Source organism: Corallococcus sicarius (genome assembly GCF_003611735.1).
Classification (GTDB): domain Bacteria; phylum Myxococcota; class Myxococcia; order Myxococcales; family Myxococcaceae; genus Corallococcus; species Corallococcus sicarius.
In genome coordinates, this window is sequence record NZ_RAWG01000052.1 from 1 (window position 1) to 23,265 (window position 23,265).

General features: G+C 66.1%; 7 protein-coding genes. 1 reads left to right on the forward strand and 6 read right to left on the reverse strand.

The genetic code is table 11. From position 1 onward, the window contains the following. The coding region (locus D7X12_RS10895) for a non-ribosomal peptide synthetase (RefSeq protein WP_147443604.1) at positions 1-7,676 on the forward strand (7,676 nt) is incomplete at its 5' end. Between the two features lie 10 nt (positions 7,677-7,686). Here the strand turns inward: D7X12_RS10895 and D7X12_RS10900 are convergent. From D7X12_RS10900 to brxC, 6 genes are all read right to left on the reverse strand, one after another. After that, a complete protein-coding gene (locus D7X12_RS10900; protein WP_158620026.1) occupies positions 7,687-8,943 on the reverse strand; it encodes a polysaccharide deacetylase family protein in 1,257 nt (418 codons plus the stop codon). Between the two features lie 342 nt (positions 8,944-9,285). After that, positions 9,286-11,403 carry a DEAD/DEAH box helicase gene (locus tag D7X12_RS10905; RefSeq protein ID WP_120625204.1) on the reverse strand — a complete coding sequence of 706 codons (2,118 nt, stop codon included), beginning with the start codon at positions 11,401-11,403 and terminating at the stop codon, positions 9,286-9,288. 7 nt (positions 11,404-11,410) lie between these two features. Continuing rightward, on the reverse strand, positions 11,411-12,730 hold the full coding sequence (gene brxD, locus D7X12_RS10910; protein WP_120625205.1) for a BREX system ATP-binding protein BrxD: 1,320 nt from the start codon (positions 12,728-12,730) through the stop codon (positions 11,411-11,413). A 71-nt stretch (positions 12,731-12,801) separates the two neighbouring features. Next, a complete protein-coding gene (gene pglZ / locus D7X12_RS10915) occupies positions 12,802-15,666 on the reverse strand; it encodes a BREX-6 system phosphatase PglZ (protein ID WP_120625206.1) in 2,865 nt (954 codons plus the stop codon). After that, entirely contained in the window at positions 15,663-19,646 is a 3,984-nt protein-coding gene (pglX, locus tag D7X12_RS10920; RefSeq protein WP_120625207.1) for a BREX-6 system adenine-specific DNA-methyltransferase PglX, read from the reverse strand. The genes pglZ and pglX overlap by 4 nt, the downstream gene beginning before the upstream one ends. Further along, positions 19,643-23,254: a BREX system P-loop protein BrxC gene (gene brxC / locus D7X12_RS10925; RefSeq protein WP_120625208.1), complete on the reverse strand. Its 3,612-nt coding sequence runs from the start codon at positions 23,252-23,254 to the stop codon at positions 19,643-19,645. The genes pglX and brxC overlap by 4 nt, the downstream gene beginning before the upstream one ends. Positions 23,255-23,265 lie beyond the last annotated feature (11 nt).

Genomic DNA, 23,265 nt, shown 5'->3' on the forward strand with positions numbered 1-23,265 from the left:
GTGACGGACAGGTGAAGGTGCGGGGCTACCGCATCGAACTGGGCGAAGTGGAAGCGGCGCTGGCCCAGTACGCCGGAGTCCATGAAGCAGTCGTCGTGGCCCGGGAAGACGGAACCGAAGGCAAGCGGCTGGTCGCGTACGTCACGGCGCAGGAGCGCACCGCACTGGAGGCCAGCGAGCTTCGAAGCCACGTGAAGCAGCGGCTGCCGGAGTACATGGTGCCGCAGGCGTACGTGGTGCTGGACGCACTGCCGCTGACGCCCAACGGCAAGGTGGACCGCAAGGCCCTGCCCACCCCGGACACGGAGGGCACCGCGAGCGCTCAGTTCGTGGCACCGCGCACTGTGGCCGAGCAGAAGCTGGCGGCCATCTTCGCGGAGGTGCTGAACGTCGAACGGGTCGGCCTGGACGGAGACTTCTTCGAACTGGGCGGCCACTCGCTGCTGGCAACGCAGTTGGTGTCTCGCGTGCGCGAGGCCTTCCACGTGGAGCTGCCACTGAGGGACGTCTTCGAAGCGTCCACGGTGGAGAAGCTGGCACAGCAGCTGGAGCGCACGTCGGGGTCTGGCGCGACGGTGCAGGCACCTCCATTGGTTCGGGCCTCGCGCGCGGGGCCTTTGCCGTTGTCGTTCTCACAGCAGCGACTGTGGTTCCTGGATCAGCTGGAGCCGGGCAGTTCCTTCTACAACGTGCCCGTGGCGGTGAAGCTCACGGGGAGGCTCGACATCGGAGCGCTGCAGCGGAGCTTCGATGAGCTGGTGCGCCGGCACGAATCGCTCCGCACCACGTTCCAGAGTGAGGGCGGAATGCCCGTGCAGGTCATCTCCGCCAATGCGCAGGCCCGGCTGGAGCTGGTGGAGCTTGGAGCACTGCCCGAGCCTGAGCGTGCACTGGAGGCGAAGCGCCTCGCGGAGCAAGAGGCCGGGCACCCGTTCAACCTGGAGCAGGGGCCGCTGCTGAGGGCGACGCTGCTGAAGCTGGCGGAGGAAGAGCACGTGCTGGTGCTGGTGATGCACCACATCGTGTCGGACGGCTGGTCGATGGGCGTCCTCGTCCGCGAGATGGTGGCGCTGTACGAAGCCTACGCGCAGGGGCGTGCCTCGCCGCTGGCGGAGCTGCCGGTGCAGTACGCGGACTACGCGGTGTGGCAGCGCGGATGGCTGAAGGGCGAAGTGCTGGACGCCCAGCTTGCCTGGTGGAAGCAGCAGCTCCAGGGAGCCCCCAGCGCACTGGAACTGCCGACGGACAAGCCGCGCCCGGCGGTGCAGACATTCCGAGGAGACACGAGGCCGCTGCAGTGGCCGAAGGGGCTCTGGGAGTCGGTGAAGGGACTGGCGCAGCGGGAGAATGCAACGCCCTTCATGGTGTTGCTGGCGGCGTTCCAGACGGTGCTGGGCAGGTACGCGGGGCAGGACGACGTGTGCGTGGGCTCGGCGATCGCGAACCGGACGAGGGGGGAGACGGAGGGGCTGATTGGCTTCTTCGTCAACACGCTGGTGCTGAGGGCGAAGCTGACGCCGGAGCAGAGCTTCCGGCAGTTGCTGGCGCAGGTGCGGGACGTGACGCTGGGGGCGTACGCGCACCAGGAAGTGCCGTTCGAGAAGCTGGTGGAGGAGCTGCAACCTGAGCGTGACTTGAGCCGGGGGCCACTCTTCCAGGTGATGTTCGTGCTGCAGAACGCGCCGGGCGGAGCGGTGAGCCTGTCGGGGCTGAAGCTGGAGGCGGCGGAGTCGTCGGGGAAGACGGCGAAGTTCGACCTGACGCTCGGCCTGGGGGAGTCGGAAGAAGGCCTGTCAGGCGGTCTGGAGTTCAACAGCGACCTGTTTGAAGCCGAGACAATGGATCGGCTGCTGGGGCACCTGCGCGTGCTGCTGGAGGCGGCGGTTGCTGACCCTGAAAAGCGGCTGTGGGAACTGCCGCTGATGGGGCCGGAGGAGCAGCAGCGGTTGGTGAAGGAGTGGAGCGGCACGGCGGCGGAATACCCGCGTGACGCCAGCCTGCACGCCCTCTTCGAGGCACAGGTGCAGCGCACGCCGGAAGCGGTGGCGGTGGAGTACGAAGGCCAGCGACTGACGTACGCGGCGTTGAACCAGCGGGCCAATCAGCTCGCGCACCACCTGAAGACCATGGGCGTGGGGCCCGAGGTGCGGGTGGGGCTGTGCGTGGAGCGCTCGCTGGAGTTGGTGGTGAGTGTGCTGGGCATCTTGAAGGCGGGAGGCGTGTACGTCCCGCTGGATGCCAGCTACCCCCTGGAGCGGCTGTCATGGATGAAGCGCGAGGCCGGAGTGTCACTGCTGGTCGGCCAACGGAAGCTGCTTCAGTCCGTGAGCCTCGACGAAGGTCAGCGGTTGGTGTGCGTGGACACCGAGTGGGGTTCCATTGCACGCCAGCCTGAGAGCAACCCGAGCCCGAGCGTCGGTGGCGACCCTCTGGCCTACGTGATGTTTACGTCGGGCAGCACGGGGCAGCCCAAGGGCGTCGGTGTGCCGCACCGAGCCGTGTCGCGGTTGGTGCTGGGGACGGACTTCGCGCACTTCGGGCCGGAGGAGGTGTGGCTGCAACTGGCGCCCATCTCCTTCGATGCTTCGACGCTGGAACTCTGGGGCGCCCTGCTGCACGGGGCGAAGTTGGTGGTGTACCCATCGGGCACGCCCTCGCTGGAGGAACTGGGCCGCGCGCTGGAGGCGTCGGGCATCACGTCGCTGTGGCTGACGGCCGCACTCTTCGAGCAGATGCAGGCGAGGCAACCGCAGGCCCTGGCGAAGGTGAAGCAGGTGCTGGCCGGTGGCGACGTACTGCCCGTGGGCCGCGTGAAGGAGCGGCTTGCCTCCGGAGGTGTGCTCATCAACGGGTACGGCCCGACGGAGAACACGACGTTCTCCAGCACCTGGCGGATGGAGCGGCCCGAGGACGTGGGCACCTCCGTGTCCATCGGCCGGCCCATCCGGAACACAACGGGGTACGTGCTGGACGGGGCGATGCAGCCGGTGCCGGTGGGCGTGCCGGGTGAGCTGTACGTCGGAGGCGAAGGCCTGGCCGTCGGGTATGTGAACCGGCCCGAGCTGACGGCGGAGCGCTTCATCCCCAATCCCTTCGGAGACGGAGCGCGGCTCTACCGCACGGGCGACAAGGTGCGGTGGTTGAACCACGGCACGCTGGAGTTCCTGGGTCGCACGGACACGCAGGTGAAGGTGCGGGGTTACCGCATCGAGCTGGGCGAGGTGGAAGCCGCACTCGCCCTGCACGCCGGGGTTGGCGAAGTGACGGTGGTGGCGAGAGACGAGGGTGCGGAAGGCAAGCGACTGGTGGCGTACGTCACGGCACAGGAAGGCGCGGTGCTGGAAGCCAGCGAACTCCGGAGCCACGTGAAGCAGCGACTCCCGGAGTACATGGTGCCTCAGGCCTACGTGGTTCTGCCCACGCTTCCCCTGACGCCCAACGGCAAGGTGGACCGCAAGGCCCTGCCCGCACCGGAGTCCACGGCGGAAGGCGCGCGGCGTGAATACGAAGCGCCTCGCACGCCCACGGAAGAGCTGCTGGCCGGGCTGTGGGCCACGGTTCTCCGTCACGAGAGGGTGGGGCGCCACGACGACTTCTTCGAAATGGGCGGCCACTCGCTGCTGGCGACGCAGCTCGTCTCGCGGATCCGTGAGTCCCTCCAGGTGGAGCTGCCGCTGCGCGAGCTGTTCGAATCCCCCACGGTTGCTCGGCTGGCGCAGCGAGTGGAGGTCGCACGGGCTGCCGCGGCAGGTGTCCAGGTCCCGCCCTTGAAGCGGGCTTCACGCGACGGCGCGCTCCCCCTGTCGTTCGCCCAGCAGCGCCTGTGGTTCCTGGATCAACTGGAGCCGGGCAGCACTGTCTACAACGTGCCCTCGGCGGTGAAGCTGACCGGCACCCTGGACGTGGCCGCGCTGGAGCGGAGCTTCGACGCGCTGGTGCGTCGGCATGAATCCCTGCGCACCACGTTCCGGATCGAGAGCGGCGCGCCCGTGCAGGTCATCGACCCCCAGGGCCACGCACGCCTCAAGGTGGTGGACCTGCGCACGCTGCCGGAGGCCCACCGTGAAGTGGAGGCGAGGCGTCTCGCGCAGGATGCGTCGCAGCACCCGTTCAACCTGGAGCAGGGGCCGCTGCTGAGGACCTCGCTGCTCCTGCTGTCCGAGCAGGAGCACGTGCTGGTGCTGGTGATGCACCACATCATCTCCGACGGCTGGTCCATGGGGCTGCTGGTGCACGAGCTGACGGAGCTCTACGCGGCCTTCTCCCAGGGCCAGACACCACGGCTGCCGGAGCTGCCGCTCCAGTACGCGGACCACGCGGTCTGGCAGCGCGAATGGCTCCAGGGAGAAGTCCTGGAGGCGCAGCTCGGCTACTGGAAGGAGCGGCTGGAAGGAGCACCTCGCCTGTTGGAGCTGCCCACGGACAAGCCCCGTCCCGCGGTGCAGTCGCTGGAAGGCGCCTTCGCTCCCTTCTCGCTGGGCCGAGAGCTGTCCCAGGCGGTGCATGTGCTCGGCCGCCGTGAGGGCGTCACTCCGTTCATGGTCTTGCTGGCGGCGTTCCAGGCGGTGCTGGCGCGCTACTCGGGTCAGGACGATGTGAGCATCGGCTCGCCCATCGCGGGACGTACGCGGGCGGAGACGGAGGGGCTCATCGGCTTCTTCGTCAACACGCTGGTGCTGCGGACACGGCTGGACGGCCATCCCTCCTTCCGCGAGCTGCTCGCCCGGGTGCGCGAGGTGACGCTCGGCGCGTACGCGCACCAGGACGTGCCTTTCGAGAAGCTCGTGGAGGAGCTGCGTCCCGAGCGCAGCCTGAGCCACGCGCCTCTCTTCCAGGTGATGCTCACGTTCGACAGCACGCCCAAGGCAGTGGAGCAGGCCCGGTCCGGCCTGACGCTCCAGCCGGTGGAGGTGGAGCACCGGGTGGCCCGGTTCGACCTCACGCTCGGTTTCGTGGACGGCGAGGACGGCCTCACCGGAGGGCTGGAGTACAGCACTGCCCTGTTCGAGCCCGCGACGGTGGAGCGACTGCTGGGACACCTGAAGGCGCTGCTCGAAGGCGCCATCGCCGAGCCCGAACGCTCCGTCTTCGCGCTCCCCCTGTTGGGAGCGGCGGAGCAGCGGCGGTTGTTGGTGGAGTGGAACGACACCGGCTCCGGAGGGCCCGCGGATGCGTGCCTCCACACGCTCGTGGAGCGACAGGCTGCGATCACCCCCGACGCGGTGGCGGTGGTCTCCGGCGACGTGGCGCTGACGTACCGGGAACTCGACCAGCGGGCGAACCGGCTGGCGTGGCAGTTGCGCGGCCTCGGCGTGGGGCCCGAGGTGCGCGTGGGCCTCTGCGCGGAGCGCAATGCGGAGCTGGTGGTGGCGGTGCTCGGCATCCTCAAGGCGGGCGGCGCCTACGTGCCTCTGGACCCGGCGTACCCGCCCCAGCGGCTGGCCTTCATGCTGGAGGATGCGAAGCCTCGGGTGCTGGTGGGGCAGCGCGCGCTGTTGGACTCGCTGCCTTCCGTGGACGTGGTCCGGGTGGTGCTCGATGAGGCGCACGGCTCCGCGGCGGAGTCCGGGCACGCGCCTGTCTCCGGCACGGCTCCGGATCACCTGGCCTACGTGCTGTTCACGTCAGGCAGCACGGGTCGTCCCAAGGGCGTGGCGTTGGAGCACCGGAGCGCCGTGGCCTTCCTGCGCTGGACGGCGCGGGCCTTCGCCTCGGACGAGCTGGCGGGTGTCCTGGCCTCCACGTCGCTCAACTTCGACCTGTCCGTCTTCGAGCTGTTCGCACCGCTCACCCGAGGCGGCGCCGTGATCATGGCGCGCAACGCGCTCGAACTCCCGTCGCTTCCGGCGGCCCAGAGGGTGACGCTCATCAACACCGTGCCGTCCGCGATGGCGGAGCTGGTGCGCGCCAACGCCGTGCCGGATTCGGTGCGCACGGTGAACCTGGCCGGAGAGCCGCTCGCCAACTCGCTGGTGCAGGCCCTCCACGAGGCTGCCCCCGGCGTGGAGCGGGTGCTCAACCTCTACGGTCCCACCGAGGACACGACGTACTCGACCTGGGCGCTGGCGCCCCGAGGAGCCACGCGAGAGCCGACCGTGGGCCGGCCGCTCGACGGAACGCGCGCGTACGTGCTGGATGCGCTCGGCCAGCCCGTGCCGCAGGGTGTGGCGGGCGAGCTGTACCTGGGCGGCGCCGGCCTGGCCCGTGGCTATTTCGACCGGCCTGATTTGACGGCCGAGCGCTTCGTGCCGGATCCGTTCAGCCAGCAGCCTGGGGCACGGCTGTACCGCACGGGAGACCGCGTGCGGTGGCTGCCCGAGGGCGTGCTCCAGTACCAGGGCCGCATCGATCAGCAGGTGAAGGTGCGCGGCTTCCGCATCGAGCTGGGCGAAATCGAGGCGACCCTGCGCCGACACGCGGACGTGCGTGAGGCCGTGGTGCTCGCGCGCGAGGAGGGGATCGAGGCCCGACGCCTGGTCGCGTACGTCGTGCCCCAGCCGAAGGCGGTGCCTGATGCGGCCGACCTGCGGCGCTTCGTGAAGGAGCGACTGCCGGACTTCATGGTGCCGTCGGCCTGCGTGGTGCTGGACGCGCTGCCGCTGACGCCCAACGGCAAGGTGGACCGCAAGGCCCTCCCAGCGCCGGAGGCCCTTCGTTCGGAGCCGGAGCGGGTCCACGTGGCGCCGCGCGACGCGGTGGAGCTGCTGCTCGCCGGCATCTGGAAGGAGCTGCTGGGTACAGGCCCCATCAGCATCACGTCCGACTTCTTCGAACTGGGAGGCCACTCGCTCCTGGCGATGCGGATGATGTCGCTCATTCGCGAGCGCCTGGGTCGCACCCTGCCCGTGGTGTCGCTCTTCCAGGCGGGCACGATCGAGGAGCTGGCCGCGAGGCTGCGTCATCAGGCCCCGGGGCACCTGTCTCCCCTGGTGCCACTGACGAGCACGGGCACGCGGCGACCCTTCTTCTGCGTCCATCCGGTCAGCGGCAACGTCCTGCCGTATCTGGAGCTGGCGCGGAGGCTCGGGCCGGATCAGCCGTTCTACGCGTTCCAGTCACCGGGCCTCGAGGGAGAGCGCGCGCCGCTGGAGACGGTGGAGGCCATGGCCGCGTGCTACGTGGAGGCGCTGCGAGCCCTCCAGCCCTCTGGCCCCTACCGGCTGGGCGGCTGGTCCCTGGGAGGCGTGGTGGCCTTCGAGATGGCGCGCCAACTGGAGCAGCAGGGCGAGCAGGTGGAGCAGCTCGTGCTCATCGACGCCTACGCCTTCGACCAGCGCCCGTCGGAGGACGTGGGCGCGGAGTGGATCGCCGCGCGGTTCGTGGAGTTCACCGCCCGGCTCCTTGGCCTGCCCGTGCCCGAACTGGCGACGCTGGACCGCCTGCTGGAGATGGGAAGGAGCACCGGCGTGCTGCCCCAGGGATTCGGACCCGAACAGCTCCAAGCCCTGTACCGCGTCTACGAGAGCAACCTCCGCGCACTCTGGCGCTACACACCGGGACGCTACGCTGGCCGCGTCACCCTGCTGCGCGCGAGCGAAACGCAGGTCCCCACGGGTCCGGATGGCGGCTGGGACGCACTTGCTGACGGCGGAGTGGAGGTGCACGAAATCCCCGGCGACCATCACTCCATCCTCCGGATGTCGGCGCTCGACGAAAACCTGCGCGGGCAATCATGACTTCACGGACTCAAGGTGACGGGCTCGCCTCCACATCCGAGAGCGCGAAGTCATCCATGGTGAGCGTGCCGACCTGATCGATGGACAGCCCGACGCTGAGCGCCCGGGCTTCGGAGGGGGCCGCGGGCGTGGTCCACTCGGCGAAGGTGTAGCTGGTTCGCGCGGGCAGCAGGGGGCCCTGGGCCCAGTAGTCCCAGGCGCCCGCGCTGTTCCGGTAGTACGCCTTGAACCGCACCGGCGTGGTGGCCTTGTACCAGGCGGTGATCCGGTAGTGATGCCCCGCCGTCACCGGAGGCGTGCAGCTGCTGTCGTCCTGCCGGGTGATGAGCTTCCGGTCGCCGCTGGAGATCTGCGTGATGCGCACCTGCTGGGCCCAGCTCCCTCCGTGGGCATCCGAGGTCCGCGTCCAGGTGAACGTATTGGTCCCGAAACCGCCGCGCTGCCAGCAGTCCGGCGTCCCATCCCCGTTGGCGTCCGCTTCGAGCGAGGGGTTCTTCAAGAGCTGCGAGGGCGGCCAGCTCACGGGCGGCTTCAGCACGCCGCCGATGACCGCGTCCATGGTGGCGACGGTGGTGCCCCTCGACGCGCGAGGCTGAAGCCAGTCCAGGAACGCCGACAGCGTGGCCGGCGCGGTGGAGTAGGTCTGCGGTGGGTTGCACGGCCCGCAGAGGTGGTGGAAGACGATGGGCACCCAACCGCCTCCCGCCTCCTCCGCGCGCAGGACGTAGTTCTTCAGGTCCGTGAGCGTGGTGGTGGCCTGCACGGAGCCGTGGGTGCGGATGGCATACGCGTCTGCGGGCGGCACGGGCTCGGCGTACGGGTTGCCGCTGCCGCCGGTGGCGGTGCGCAGGCCGCCGCTCTCCCTCGCCGAGTTGTAATTGCAATCCTTCACAATCTGCCGCGTGGTCGAGTCCTTGTCGCCGAAGGGGTACGCGAACGAGGTGACGCGGAGGCCGGCGTTCAGCAGCGCGACCCGGTCGTTGCAGATCTCCCTGCGCTGCTCGTCCGCGGAGAGCTGGGTGAGACGCGGATGGGTCAGCGTGTGACCTCCAATCTCATGGCCGGCGGCCTGGAATGCGCGCACCTGGGCGAGCGTGAGGCGGCCGGACAGTCCCATCCGGGTGCTGTGGACGTAGAAGGTGCCGCGCATGCCATGGGCCTCCAGGATGGAGGCTCCTGTCGCCTGCGTGGCCAGACCATCATCGAAGTTCAGCGAGACGACGACGTGACCGGGCAGGAGGGCGAGGGCCGGACGCGTGGTTTCCATGGCGGAGGAGCTCCCGTGCGCGCGCAGGCGAGGGTGGGCGTCCGCACCGGGCACGCACGGGCGACGGCGCGAAGCATCCACCCGCAAGGTGTGCATGGCCGTGGCCTCGCGCCGGGCCGATGCCCCCAGGGACGAGGGGGCTGCTCAACGCGATGCATTTCCCCGCTGGGTGTCCAGGGCGCAGGTCTGTTTCCGCGATGACCTCCAGGCCGTTGCCGTCGTCCATGCACACGGAGCGCTCGCGCGTGCCGCCCCCCCTTCCACGACGAGCAGCACCAAGGTGGGGGCAGGGCCGGGGGGGCCTTTTCCAGCTGGAAAGGTTTTGGGGGCGTTGGAACTCCCTCAGTGTCCGGGGCTGATTCCTTCGAGGATTTGTCGTGCGCCGTTCACGTCGAGGAATGAGCTTCCCAGCATTTCAGCCACTGCCGCCTCGGGGAGTGCGTCCTGGAATTTGCTCAGGCGGTACGCGGGGATCCTTGCTGTAATGGACGGGATCCTGCCGGGCGCAGACCAGAACCCGGCGTTGGAGACGCCCGCCAATCCTTGGGCGACTTCCTTGTGCGACGCGCCCGCGCCGCTGATTCGCACGAAGAAGTTGTCTGGAACCACCTTCCAACCATGTGCGAGTTCAAGCGCGTACTTCAGGGTGTGATTGATGCGCCCGCCAGCGAAGTTCCACCAGAGCGCGTTTCCGTCGGAATCAATCTGCACCGCAGGCCCCACACGGCGGAGGAGTGGGCCGAGGTCATCCCTCAGCGCTTGAAGTGCTCGGACGGCTCCCTCCTCAAGGTAGGCGATGGGCATGTCTGCCTCCAGGACGGCCCGGATGCGCTGACACACTTCACGGCCAAGGAACTGCGGCATGAATCCACCCCAGGTGGGTTTCTTCCCGGCTGGGGCGGTGCGCACGTGCACTTCCCGGTCGCTGTGGACGAGCCTGTCCACCACCCAGGCGCGGCCTCCGAGCAGGAACGAACTCATGCCCTCCACGAGCCGCTCGACGAAGGCAGGCTCAATGGACCCCAGTTCCTGCGCGCCTGCGAGCACTCGGTACATCACCGGGCTCGTGAAGACGGCGTACAACTCGGCGAAATTCTTCCGGCCGAAGAGCCGCTCGGCACGGTCCCCCAACGAGAGCTTGCCGCCGGACTCAAAGAGGAAGTCCTTCGCGATCAGGTGTCGGAGGAGTGCCTGGAACTCTTCGACGGAAATGCCCTGGAAGTCCGACACACGCGAGAGCTGCATCCAGGCATCCTCGGGGGAGATGGCCCCGAACTGGAGTGAGAGCGCCATGAGTTGCTGCACCAGCACGGGCCAGCAGCGCGGCTGGACGGGAACGGCTTCCACCCAACCCGTGCGGGCCTGTTCGATGAGCGCGATGGCCAGCAGCAGCGAGTCGGTGTCCTCGCAGAGGAACGCCATGTTCGAGACCTGTCCGGCGCGGCGCCCTGTCCGTCCAATCCGCTGCAGGAAGGACGACACGGTGGAGGGCGCATTCACCTGCAGCACTGCATCCAGGTCGCCCACGTCGATGCCGAGTTCGAGCGTGGACGTGCACACGATGCAGGCGTCCCGGCCATGGTGGAAGCGGTCTTCGGCGAGTGTTCGTTCCTCGAGTGACACCGAGCTGTGATGCACGAAGACGTCGGTGCCCTGGCCCCGCATCCGTTCCGATACCGCTTCGGTGAGCGAGCGTGTCTGGCAGAAGAACAGGCTCTTCTTCCCTCGCGCCAGCCCAGCGCCTGATCGCGCGATATCCGAGACAGTGCCCGGGAGGCTGACCGAAAGCTTCCGTTGCGTCGGCTGCCGGGGTGGGTCCACCACTGCTCCGTCACGGCGGGAGGATCCTTTCAGCCAGGTGAGGATTTGAGCCGGGTTCCCCACGGTGGCGGACAGGCCAACCCGCTGAATGTCTCCGCCACCAAGCGCCGCCAGCCGCTCGATGACGGAAAGCAGGTGTGCCCCCCGGTCTGTCCCGGCAAGCGCATGGATCTCGTCCACGACGACGTACTTGAGCTGCGAGAACAGCGACTGCACGGGAACGCGCGGTGAAATGAGCATCACCTCCAGCGATTCCGGTGTGGTCATCAGCAGCTCACAGGGCTCCTTGACGAAGGCACGTTTCGCCCGGTCCGGCGTGTCTCCGTGCCACACGAAGCGACGAAGTCCGACCATCTCGGTGTACGTCCCAAGCCGTTCCTCCTGGTTGTTGAGGAGTGCCTTGATAGGCGCCACGTACAGCGCACCCACCCCCGAGACAGGCCGCTCGATGAGCTCGGCCAGCACGGGGAAGAGGGAGGCTTCCGTCTTCCCTCCGGCGGTGGGTGCGAGGACGACCGCGTTCTTGCCGTCGAGCAGCACCTCCGCCGCGAGCTCCTGCACGGGCCTGAGCCCGGTGAACCCGAGGCGGCTGACGATGGCCTCCTGCAAACGCGGGGGGAACCGGGAGAACGCGCTCATGGGGGCCTCAGAAGTTCACGACCTCGTAGCCCTGGTTGTCGCCCGGGTCGGGGTCGTACTCGGGCTTGCCCTCGCGGAGGCTTGCCTCGGTGTGGGTCAGCGCAGGCTCAATGGGCGGCTTGCCCGGAGCTGGCCGGAACTCCGGTTCCTGCTCGACAATGTCGAACACGCTTACCAGGCGGCGCAGGAACTGTCGGGGCACCACGCCCACGTCGGCGCGAAGCCCTGATGAGACCTCCTGCACCAGCGAGTCCAAGTAGTCCGGGGTGACTGTCACCTCGAAGCGGCGACGGTCGGTTGTCGGGTACATGGAGCGGAGCTTCATCCCGACCTCCTTCAGCCGCTTCAAATCGAATGGCTTGAGCGCGAGCTGTGGCTGCTTGAGCGGTGCGAAGCCGTCCACCTGCGTGAACTGGATGCGCTCATGGAGCGGCTGAAGACCCTTCACGCCCCGGTTCGTGTCGAAGAAGTCGGGCGTGCCGGTGAAGACCCAGAGCAGTCCAGGGAATCCGCTTGCGGCATCCAGGATCTGCCGCATCCCGTTCAGTGACTTCTGACGCACGTCCGCCTTCATCCGGAGGATGGTTTCCGCCTCGTCGATGATGATGACGAGCCCCGCGTAGCCCGCGCCCTTCACGATGGCCAGGATGCCCCGCAGGTACGCGAGCGCATCGGTGCTCTGGATCTCCCCCTTGATGCCGGCCAGCTTCTTGGCGCCCGCCGCGACGTTCTCGCTCCCGGACAGCCAGGAGAGCAGGGCGGAGGCGTCCGCGAGCTGACCCTTCTGCTTCAGCTCGAAAATGGTCCGCACCACGCGCACGAAGTCGGCGGGCACTTCGTTGCTCGTCCGGGCGACCAACTCCTCGTCCAGCTTCGCGAGCACCGCGGCATCGAACCCTGGCGCGTCCGGATCCTTCCCCAGGGCGATGAGTGACTCCTCCACGCTGGCGACCCAGCGGTCGAGGATGTCTGCGAGCGCGCCAAGAGGACACGCGCTGGTGCCCAGGTTCCCCACGACCTTCCGGTACACGTTGTCGAACCGGTGGAAGTGCAGGTCGTTGTCCGAGACCACGACGAAGCTGGTTGCGAAGCCGCGCTCCTGGGCATCCACGGTCGTCAACCGGGCCAGGAACGTCTTGCCGCACCCATAGCCGCCCCGGAGGAACTTGACGCTCCCTTCACCGTTCCGGGCCAGGTCCAGCATCCGGTGCAGCTCGCCACGCTCGCGCTCGATGCCGACGGCGAAGGTCTCTAGACCGCGCTCGGGAACGGTGCCTCCGCGGAGGCTCTGGAAGACGTGCTCGGTGTCCCGCTGGCTCAGGGGCATGGTGTTCTCTCGAAGAAAGGAGGCAAGACGTTCTCGACACAGTAGCGCGGTGGATGCACCGCACGCGCATCTCAGACGCGCTGGTACCGCTTGCCCTCCGAGGTCATCAGCACCTGCACCTCGAAGGTGAGCTTGTCCCGGAAGGAGTCGAAGCGCGCGGCGAAGGCGCGGGCCTTGCGCGGGTGGCCGAGCAACTGCACGAGCTCCCCCTCGTTGAGGCTGCCGAACTGCTGCAGGTGGTCGAACACCTTCCCGGCGTCCGCATCGCCCAGTTTTTCACCCCAGTGCTCCAGGGCCTGGGGCGGCTGTGCCGGCGGAACCTTGGGAGACGGTGTCGCGGTCACGTCCGGCTCCTTCCGCGACGTGGGGACGTAGGAGACCGGGTAGGCGGTGGGCGGAGATGCCGTCACTGTCTGGTCGCTCGCCAGGACCAGCTCGACCGAGAGTCGCTCGTTCACCGGGCCTTCGAGGACGAAGTAGACCTCGGTCCAGTCGCTCGTTCCCGGGCGGAGACGGAGGCCCGCGGCCTGGGCAACCGCGTCGGGGCCGATGACGTCCTTCACCACCAGTTGGATGTCCGGGCGGCCTGGCACCCGCATCGCTACGTCCATCGGCTGCGCGCTGGCGAAGTCCAATGGGGCCTGGCCACTTTCCCGGGCGGGACTGACGCGCACGCGGAGCCGCTGGACGCCCAGGGCCGCGCTGGCGGGTTCGCATTCGAGGCTGAAGCGACGCCCTGTGTCCGCAGCGGCGCGTTTGCGCGAGACGTGCAGCACCGGGATGACACGCTCCTGGAGCGAATTGCCTCCGTGCGTGAAGGACCCAGGCGTCCTTCCCACGTCGTACTCAGCGGTGTCCTCCCGGAACACCAGGAAACCCGGGGCGTCGTAGTGGAGCGAGGCAAGCGGCACGCAGAGGTGGCCCGCATCCGTGCGCTCGGTGGTGCTGAACACGTAGCGCCGGTCCGCCTGTCCGCGCGAGTCGAACCCGTGCGCCCGGACGCCACGCTGGAGGAGGAAGCCGTGGTCCGAGGTGAAGATGAACTGCTGCACGCCCGCGAGCTCGAGTTGGTGTCTCGCCGCGACGATGTCCCGAAGGATGTCGCCGAAGACACGGACCCCGAAGCCGCTCTCGCCAGCTTGATCCAGCTCGATGCCGTGGATGACGACGAGCTGCGCCTGGGAGACGCGGTGCTTCAGCTTGGCGACGGACGTCTGTCCAACCTCCGCCAGGGGGATCGTGAGCGGCGGCTTTCCGGCGGCTCGTGCGCCCATGGCCTTCACCCTGTCGTCGGGACGGGTGACCATGGCCTCTCCGGTGCGGAAACCGGTGATGCGGCCCTCCTTCAGGATGGGACTGAGCCGACCATCGCGGTCGACGGGGGCCAGGGCATTCATGCCAACCGCAGTGATGGTGGGCAGCTCCGCCAGCCGGGCGCGGAGGTCCACCTGGACGCCGCTTCCCAGCAGTTCATCGCGGAGCTCCAGTGCCATCTCGAAGCGGAGCGCGTCCAGGACGAAGAGGGCGACCTTTGCTCCGGGCACAAGAAGGGGCAGGACGGTCTGGTCGAAGATGCTTCGCTGCTGGAAATCGGTCGAGGGAAGGGCGCCATGCTCACGGCAGATGCGCGCGAAGTCCTTCGCGAGTCGATCCGCCCAGTCCGCCCACGCGAAGCGGAGCTGTTCGAAAGCCAGGTCGAGGGCGGTGAGCTCTGGGAGTAGCGGCCCATAGAGCGCGGCGTGGCGCTGCTCGAAGTGTCGGTGGGCCAGGTCGACGGGCGCGGCGATCTCCACGTAGCGCTGAATGGCCTCTTCAAGCCCGGTGGCGTGCTCCAGGGAATGCTGGGCACCGAGCAGGGTGACACCAAGCCGTGCTGCGTCCCCCACCAGCGTCCAGGCCCAACGGCGGGGCTGCTCCTGCTGCACCCAGAAGCCCTGGCTCGCCTCGTGGGCCTCGAACCAGTGCAGGGCCTGAGGGTAGTCGCCAGCGGCAAGCGCCTGCACCGCACCTCGGTAGATGGTGAGCGCCTCGAACTGGAAGGTGTCGATGCGGCCCAGGTCTTTCGGCTCGGTGTCCTCCTTGTCGCGGAGCCAGAGCTCCACGCCGAGCGCCCACGTCCGGTATCGCTCCGGCTGCTGCTGACGGAGGCGCACGGCTTCCTTCTGGCATCGTTGGACTGTCTGCTCTGGCAGCGCGTGCAGCCGGGCGAGGTCAGGGTGACGGGGCAGTCGGCGGAGGTCGTGCACGAACTCGACGCAGAGGAGCCACGCGACGACGGCTTCGGTCAGGTCGGGGATGAACTTGAACCACTGTTCGTCTGTGCCGAAGAGCATCTCCGCACGGGCGCGAAGAGCGGGCTCCACGTTCTGGAGGTTTTCCGCCGCCATGCCGGTGAGCTGATTGAGGAGCTCCGGGGCGCTCAGGTGGGAGATCCACTCGACGTGGGTGTCCACGGCGGGGTCACCGGTCTGGGCCAGCCACGCGTCAGCAGCAGCGAGCGAGAGTCCAGGCGCGGCGATGAATGCCTCGATATCCGGCAGCGGGCGGCGCCCGTTGGCGGCAACGCTTACGAGTGAAGCTAGGTTCTGCTGGAAGGGGTGCGCGCTCTCGTAGAGTTCAAGCAGAGGCGTGCCGCGGACCGAATTGGGGCTCTGCTGCGCGGGGAGGTTGTTGTAGCCGGGGAGATGGACGAGCAGCAGGGGCTTGTCAATGGTGCTGCCCTCGTGCTCAAGCGCAAGCATCAGCTCAAGAAAGCTGCCTCGGAATGCGAGTACAGGCACTGGGAACTGCTTCGCCTGGGCCCGCTTGCGCAATTCATCGACGAAGCCGGTGTACGTGCTCTCGGCGTCCAGCCATACGACCAGCTTCTTGTCGTTCAGCGCGGAGAGGAGCTTCAGTTCGAGGAAGGCGCTGACCTGCCCGGAGGGGGTGCTCATGCCGAAGCTGCCTCATCGTCCTCGACCTCTTCGTCCTGCGCTTCGGAGAGATCGAGTTCCTCCTGATCCTGCTTCCGGGCCTTGCGCTCGCGCCGCGCTTGTTCTGCAGCCTCAAGCTCCCGCACTCGCGAGGGCTGCGTATCAAGGAAGGCTGTTCGCAGGGCGTCGGCATCTTTCTCGTCCAGCTTGAAGTCCGGGCCAAGCTCATCCTGGAGTCGGAGTTCCCACTGGTATGCCTTATCCGGGTAGTACTTCCAGAAGCAGCCGTGAGCCACCGCAAGTGATGGGTCCTTCCGGCACTTCGCCTCCACGCGGGACGGGAAGTAGCGTGCGGCGAGGTGGGACCAGTCGTAGTCCTTCCTGCCCTTTGCGTTGGCGAGTTCCTTCCACCACTTCTTTGGGTCCTTCCACATGGGCTCAAGCAGCGGCCAGAGCGCGGCGCTATTCACCATTACGCCGTCATCGAGATCCATTTTGTACGGGCCATCCGCCTCGCGACGCTCGGTCTTGTCGTCTGGGCACGAAGGCCCCCTCTCGTCGATCTCTTGGACCTTGTCGATGAAACTATCGAGTTCATCCAGTAACTTCTTGTGCTGAACGTAGCTCCTTTCCGCGTCGGTGCGAATTCTTCTGTCTGGGCTTTGGCGTGCAGTCTGCAAATCTGCGAGAGTACCTTGAATCGCCCTTTGCTCTGGGAGGAGGTGGTAGGCGAGGAGGGTACTTAAGGTAGCGTCTGACCAGCTGTGGACTGAAATGAAAGCGATAAACGATTTCCTGGCTGAAGATAGTGGAAGGTAGATTGGTCGATTCTCGTAAATCTTTCGGTGATAATTAAAGAAATCTCCATGGATCCATTCTTCCAGTGATAGGGAACTCATCTGATTCTTCCTGTTTTCCCATTCCCGCAGTAGGCCGTGGCATGTTGGGCCCTCCAGTCGAGTTCGGAGAGAACTGAAAAGAATGCCGTTTGTGGCGGACGTTGATGGCGAATCCGGAATGCGACGGCCTTTGCCCTCTTGGTCAAATCGGCCCAGTGTTACGCCGATTTGGAATGAAAGGGCTTGAATCGCTTCGGGTGGATGAGTCTCGATTGCCACTGGTAGCGTTTCGTCTGAAGCGTTCTTTGCAACTGCCAAATACGCCCAGGCCTTGATGGATTCCCAGTTGGTTTGGCCTGGGATTTGGAATTCGCTGGAGGTTTCTCGGTTCGATTCTGCAATTTCAAAAGCTTTGCGAGTTGTGTGGTAGATAAAATCCCAGTCATTGATTTCAAGCAATGGGAGCCGGTTTGCGTCTCCAACCTGAAATGCTATGGATGGGTTAATTTCTTCTAGGATCTTTCTGGCATAGGGAGAGTTCATCTGGCAAAGGGTCTTGCCGATGGTTGTCGGGTACACTGAAGGTGCCGAACTGTCGATCAGGGAGCGGAACCAATGGGCTCCTGCTGTGAAGGTGCTTCCGATGCGAGTAAATGAAAGCCCTGATTTGAAGTAGTAGGCCTCGTTGCGAATCTGCCTTGTGTGCGTGCCGTACAGGTGCTCTGCGTTGACTTTGACCTCAAGCCCACGGTGATGCCATCGGCAGATGTCGTCGCATGCGCCAAACCAAGTTGCGTTTTCGCTTCCCTTTACTGTTCGCGCCCATGTGGTGTTCCATTGCTTGGGCATCTCTCTGTCGGTACGTACAGATAGTACGGAGCCCTCCGGGGCTTCCCACCACTTGCGAATAAATCGTAGGTTGTTTCCGCTATTTAGTCCGAAGCGAGCGGGACTGCTTTCGCCAAGTTTTGGTGTGTTTGCATATGTGTCAACCCTTGCCTTGGGCCACCAGTAGAGCAGTGGAGCGCCAGGGAGTGGGTGGAGCCATTCGGTTCGGAATTCATTTCTCCCAACTTGCGCGAGCACTGCCATTCGCTTTCGGGCGGTGCGGTTGCGGTCGTACGACTTGTCGCTTAGCGGCGTGGGTTGCATCGCGACGCTCGGCTCTGTTGTGGTAGACGACCTCCGGAATACCGACATGGCTGTGGCGAGAATCTCATTTGGGACCTCGTCAAATGCGCCGCGATCGACATCCCCAATTATTCGTAGGTCATAATTCTTAAGTAAATTCTCTCGGAGGTCCGTGAATCCGCTCAGGAACATCCAGTTCCGCATCGTCACCATCGCGGACGCACCGCCGGGCCGGCAGAGTTCGAGCCCCCGTTCCAAGAATGCTGCGTACAGGTCTGACTTGCCGCGCGGGTAGTGTCTCGCGATGTACCCAGCGTCCTTCATCCGGGAGGTGCCCTGATAAGGCGGATTCGCGACGACCAAGTGGTATTCGCCTTCTCGTGCGATGCTTGCGAACCGGAGGCCCGCCGTCAGTTGCTGGCCGCGAAGTCTGAGTCCCAAATCTTCTTCACCGGAGTGCTTAGCAAGAAACGTATTCAGTCTCTTGAGGACGATCCGCTTTGCGTCCTCCTTAGTCACCTCGATTCGCTTTTCTTCGGCCCTACCCGCGAACATGTCCTGTTGCTGGCTCGCTTTTCCAAGCTTGCCCCGGTAGGCGTCAAGAGCGTTGTCCACAGCGTCGCCAACCTTGAGCAGCGTGCCCAGGTAGTCCACGCCTGCGAGGACATCCAGCAACTGCTGCGTCAGTTCCGGTGGAATGCCGGTTTCAAGCTCAATGTCTCGTTCCAGCTTGAGCAGCGTCGGATCTTTTCGATCAAGAACGGACAGTCGCAGTGCGGGCGCAACTAGATTTACCTGTCTGGGTGATGCGTCATTCGCAAGCGAACGGGCTTTGAGGAAAATCGCGGCTGCGGCGATCTGCACCGCGCGCGGGTCGATGTCTACTCCGTGCAGGTTGTTCTCGAGAATCCACTCAGCGATCTGCCGGTCCGTCCAGCTCTCACCTCGGTGTCGGGATTCCTCGCGGTAGAGTTCCACGAGCACGTCGAAGGCGACCACCAGGAAGTGGCCGCTGCCACACGCAGGATCGAGGAGTTTGAGTTCCCGGATGGACGCGGGGGCATGCTTCACCACGTCGTCCGGCAGCGGCTGGGGTACGTAGTACTTCCAGGTCTCCTCCGGCCGCCCCTCAATGGGCATAAGCGCATCTAGTGCGACCTCACCGGCCTCGCGCTTCTTCCGCCACTCGGCCCGGCGCTCGTCCAGGGATCGGAGGATACCGCGCTGCTCCACCTCCGCCTGCCACCCATTCTTGCGGCACATGGCAAGCCATGTGGGGCCGAGCGAGTTGTGGAGGAGCCACTCCACCATGTACCGCTCGGTGAACATCTGCGTCTTGGATGCGATCTCGTGCGACTCCAGCTTGCCGCGCGCGTGCAGTTTGGCGTCCAACGTCTCACGGTCAGGGTCGTTCCAGTACTGGTAGACCCATCCGAGCGTCATGTCGTCTTGCCAGGCCTCCGCCGGTACTTCGCCGAGTGCTTCAATCACCGCGCGCAGCGTCGCGGGCGAGGCTGGGAAAAGAGACGTGAGGCCCACCTCGCCGAACAGCCCGGGGAGTTGCGCCGCCAGTTCGTCGAAGAGGAGCTGAAGCAGGATGGCGTAGCCCTGGGTTTCATCCTCGATGATCCCCGGCGCGTATCCGCGGAATTGCTGGTAGCCCGCGCTCTTCCATCCACCTGTCACCACGACTGGCCTGGAGAGGCCCACCGCCTCCAAGTGCCGGATGAGCACCAGCCGATTCAAGAGCGTGGCGCCCGCCTCCTTGACGGCGTTCTCTATTGCCCTCTCTCGCGCCTCCTTGGTGTCGCCTTCTTCCGCTGCGCGCTCGGCGAGCGCGGACTCCAGCCGCCGCCGATGCTCACGCATGGCTTGGGACAGTCCTGCCTTCGCGAAGGGCACATTCAGCCTGTACCGCTGCTCCGCGTATCCGAGCAGGTCTTTGAGAAGCATCCCCCTCAGGTTCCGGATGGTCTTCCGGAGAGCGGCCTTCGATTCGGGCGTGAGTCGCGCCGAGGTGTTGCTGGTCATCCAAGCCTCACTTTGTGCCCGCGTTCGAGTTGCTGAATGACGCGATCACGGATTTCGTCAAGTACGCGCCGAAGCTCATCTGCATTTGAGACCTCGCGCCCGCGAAGATTGAGTTCCACCCGGACGACCGGCTTCTGATCCTTCGTGGAGACAAGCTCATCCAGAAGGGCCTCAGCCTCCTCGGCGGCCTTTTCGAGCCGTTGAAGGAAGTCCATCCGGAGTTCATACAGAGAGGGGGCGGTAGCATCGGGCGAACTCCGCGCCAATGCCTGGCCAATCGGTCGGAACACCTGGTGTCGCTCGTCATCGCCGAGCTTCTCGAATCCGGTCCGCTGGCGCAGGCGGGCCCGGACCGCTTCGGCCTGCTTCTCCTGATCCTCAAGGAGTTGCCCTCGCCGCTGCCGGTAATGCGCGCGAAGGTGATCCAGCGATACGTCGATGGACCCCAGGTCGATCCAGGGTCGCCGCCCTTTGAGCTGCGCCTCTACTGCCTTGATGTCCTCCTCCACTGCTTCGGAGGAACCGTCGCGGACAAGTTGCTCGGCGTGGTGCTCTCGGACCTCCGCCGCAGACCGGACACGTTGGATGGCCTCTTCGGTCAGGTCCGTGTAGAGGCGGTTGAGAAGCTGAGCACCCTCCTGAAGCGCGGGCAGGGCTTCCTTGAGCGCCCTGACCGTTGGATCGATGTCGCGCACCCGCCGACAGGACTCCAGCGCGGTAGCGAGCTTCTGGAGCGGCTCCTCCATCGCGGGCCGCCCCGGCAGCATGCTGAAACGTTGCTCCAAGACGCGAAGCCGCTCGCGTAACGGAGCGAAGTGCTCGAACACCGCGCTGGCCAGCGCTTCGTCGCTCGGCTCGACGTCCTTTCCGAGGGATTCAAAGAAGCGCCGCATGGCCGTCCGGTCACGCGGCGTCACTGTCTCGTCCCGGTTCGGTAGTAGCGTTGCGCGCTTGAGTCGGGTGACCTGAAGGAATACCTCCCTTGCGCTGGCGTCCATGGGCGAGGTGAGGACCGTGCCGTCCTCGGTCTTCACCTTCACCTTGCGCGCACGGAGCAGGGCGAGCAGGCACGCGCGGACCACGTCAGCAGGGTAGCCATAGGGCGGCCTGGCGAAGTCCTGCAGGAGCACGTTGCCCACGGTGCCGTCGTGCTTGTCGATGTACGTATGAATCGCCGATGGGACCGTGCCCTGACAGCTCGGGAGAAAGCGGCCCCCGTCCTGCGTGAGAAGCCCCAGTCCCTGCTCAAGGAACTTCTGCGAGACGCCCGCGAGCGTCGGCGCAAGCAGTTGCTCCAGTTCCTTGTCCGTCACCGCCACGTCGGTGTGGTGGGTGTAGAGCTGCGGCAGACGTGCGCTACCCACCGCCGACATGATGGCGTTGAAGGTGTTCCCGTAGTCCTTCGCAATCTGGTGCTGGGCGCGGAAGTAGAGGTCGCCCTCCACGAACGCGCGCTCCACCGCGAGACGGGCCTTGGTCTCCAGGTCCTCGGCGCGGATGTGCTCGTCGAAGAGCAACCGCTGCTTCTCCGTGGACAGGGAGGCCTTACGGGGCTCGTACTTGGTGATCATGCTCCGCGACTGGCTGAGCGACTTGAGCGTGTCCGCGAGGTCACCCTCACCACCGATCCAGAGAATGCGGTCCTCCAGCTGCTTTTCCGCGCTGCGCTTCGCCCACTCCGCAGGGGAGCGGTCCGCCTTCCCCGAGAAGTAGCGGAAGTCCATCGTCACTGCGGCCTCGTCGCCTGCGTTGAGCAGCCGCTCGTCCTTCATCTGCCGCCCGTCAGAGAAGAACGCAGACCAGTAGAAGGCGCGGCCCTTGAGGCGCGGACGCTCCGGGTCCCGCATCAGCTCCGACAGCTTCTCCCGCACCAGCTTGTGACGGTCATCCGCGCTGACGCCCACGTCCTCGCGCTCGCGCTGCCACTCCTGGCCGGCGGAACTTTGGATCTTGTAACCCTCCTTCTCCGAGAAGCCGATGAGGTTCTGGTTCCGAAGGCGTTCCAGCGCGGGCTTCACCTCGTTGATCGGGTTACTGTCGCCAAGCCTGGGGTAGAGGCATGAGGCGATGAGTTCCGCGGTGACACTGACCTTGTCGTTGTTGAGCTCGAGCAGTGCGACGGCCTTGGCCACCTTCTGGGCCCAGGGGTCACTCGCGAGCGCTTGGTTCGAGAGAAGCCGCGCCATCGCCGCCTGGGTGTCGGAATCGAACGCGGTCTGCTGGACGTCGTAGATGAGGTCGAGAGTGACGAGTTCCCCCACGTCCCGGGTGGCCAGCTTCTGCTCGCGGAAGAGTTCGCCCAGGAGTTGGAGGAGGCCGCGGATGGCGTAGTCGTCGCCCTGGGTCCTTGTGGAGCGCTGGCGCAGGCTCGTCGTCAACGCCATGAGCAGGTCCACCTGCCCCGGGAGCATCGGGTAGACCTCGACGAAGTCCTCCTCGGTCAGGCTCCCGCACTCGAACCCGAAGAGCTTGAGCTGCGCGCCATGCAGTCCAAACAGGCGTCGAAGCTCCGGCTCGCGGTCCTGGCGCTTCTTCAGCAGGCGACGGTGAACGACGTCACGGATGTTGGTGGTGGCCAGGTGGACACGAAGCGACGGCGGGAAGCGGTCCTTCAGCTTGCCAATGGCGAGGTTGGTGGAGGCCTCTTCCAGCTTCTGCTGGCCGGTGGCGAGCAACCACACCTTCCCCTTCAGGCGCTGGCCCAGCTCCGAGACGAAGCTCTGTAGCTTCAGCATCCGGTCTTCGTTCTGGTGGACGTACTGACTGACCTCGTCCACGACAAGGAAGAGCGTCTTTCCAGGCGCCCGACGCGCGAGCATTGCTTCCAGGTTGCGCACCGTCTCCGCGGAACTCAGGCCCGTGTGGCGCGAGGTGCCGACGCGGCTGTCGAACCAGCCCATGCTGTCCGCGTAGGTCCCCGGATCCATCACGCTCATGATGCGTGAGAAGTGCTCATCCGCCCGCGCCGTCGCCCGGACCTCGCTCCAGTCACGTCCAAGGGTCCGGTGGGCCACCTCCAGGAAGTGCTCCCATTGCTGGTCCTTCTCCAAGCGGAGTTCGGCATCGGCGACGAGCGGGTCGGTGCTGTAGCCGAGCCGCCGTTGCACCATCCGGGCGACTGCGGAGTGGATGTGCTCCCCGTCGTTCGCCTCACCGCCAATGTCGAAGACGACGGCGATGGCGTCCACCTTGCGTGCCAGGTTCTCCCACGCGTCCACCAGCGCCTTGCGATTCGGCGAGTCGTCACGCGCGAGGAGGGCCTCGGAGAGCTTCCGGCCATCTGGCAGGGAGCATCCATCCAGCGCGAGCCCCAGGAGCTTGGCGAAGCTCGACTTGCCGGAGCCGTAGAAGCCGGAGATCCAAGAGGCGGGCAGCTCCGGGCCGGGGCTCTTGTCCAGCTCCCGGGCAATGTTGGTGAGCAGGCGGACGTACTGCTCGTGGATGCCCATGGGAACGCGACGGTGGCGCTCGTCGGATTCGGGGTAACCGCCAGTCACGATGTACTCGCTGACTTCGTCGGCGAGCTTTTCGGGGCTCTGCTCGTGGAAGTAGACGACCGGCGCGATGTCACGCGTGACGTTGCGAGCGAAGAGGTCGGAGATCTTCAAGTGAAAGCTCT

Coding starts and splice junctions, on each gene's coding strand:
- pglX (WP_120625207.1), bottom strand. CDS start 19,646: ATGACCAGCAACACCTCGGCGCGACTCACGCCCGAATCGAAGGCCGCT.
- D7X12_RS10905 (WP_120625204.1), bottom strand. CDS start 11,403: ATGAGCGCGTTCTCCCGGTTCCCCCCGCGTTTGCAGGAGGCCATCGTC.
- brxD (WP_120625205.1), bottom strand. CDS start 12,730: ATGCCCCTGAGCCAGCGGGACACCGAGCACGTCTTCCAGAGCCTCCGC.
- D7X12_RS10900 (WP_158620026.1), bottom strand. CDS start 8,943: ATGGAAACCACGCGTCCGGCCCTCGCCCTCCTGCCCGGTCACGTCGTC.
- pglZ (WP_120625206.1), bottom strand. CDS start 15,666: ATGAGCACCCCCTCCGGGCAGGTCAGCGCCTTCCTCGAACTGAAGCTC.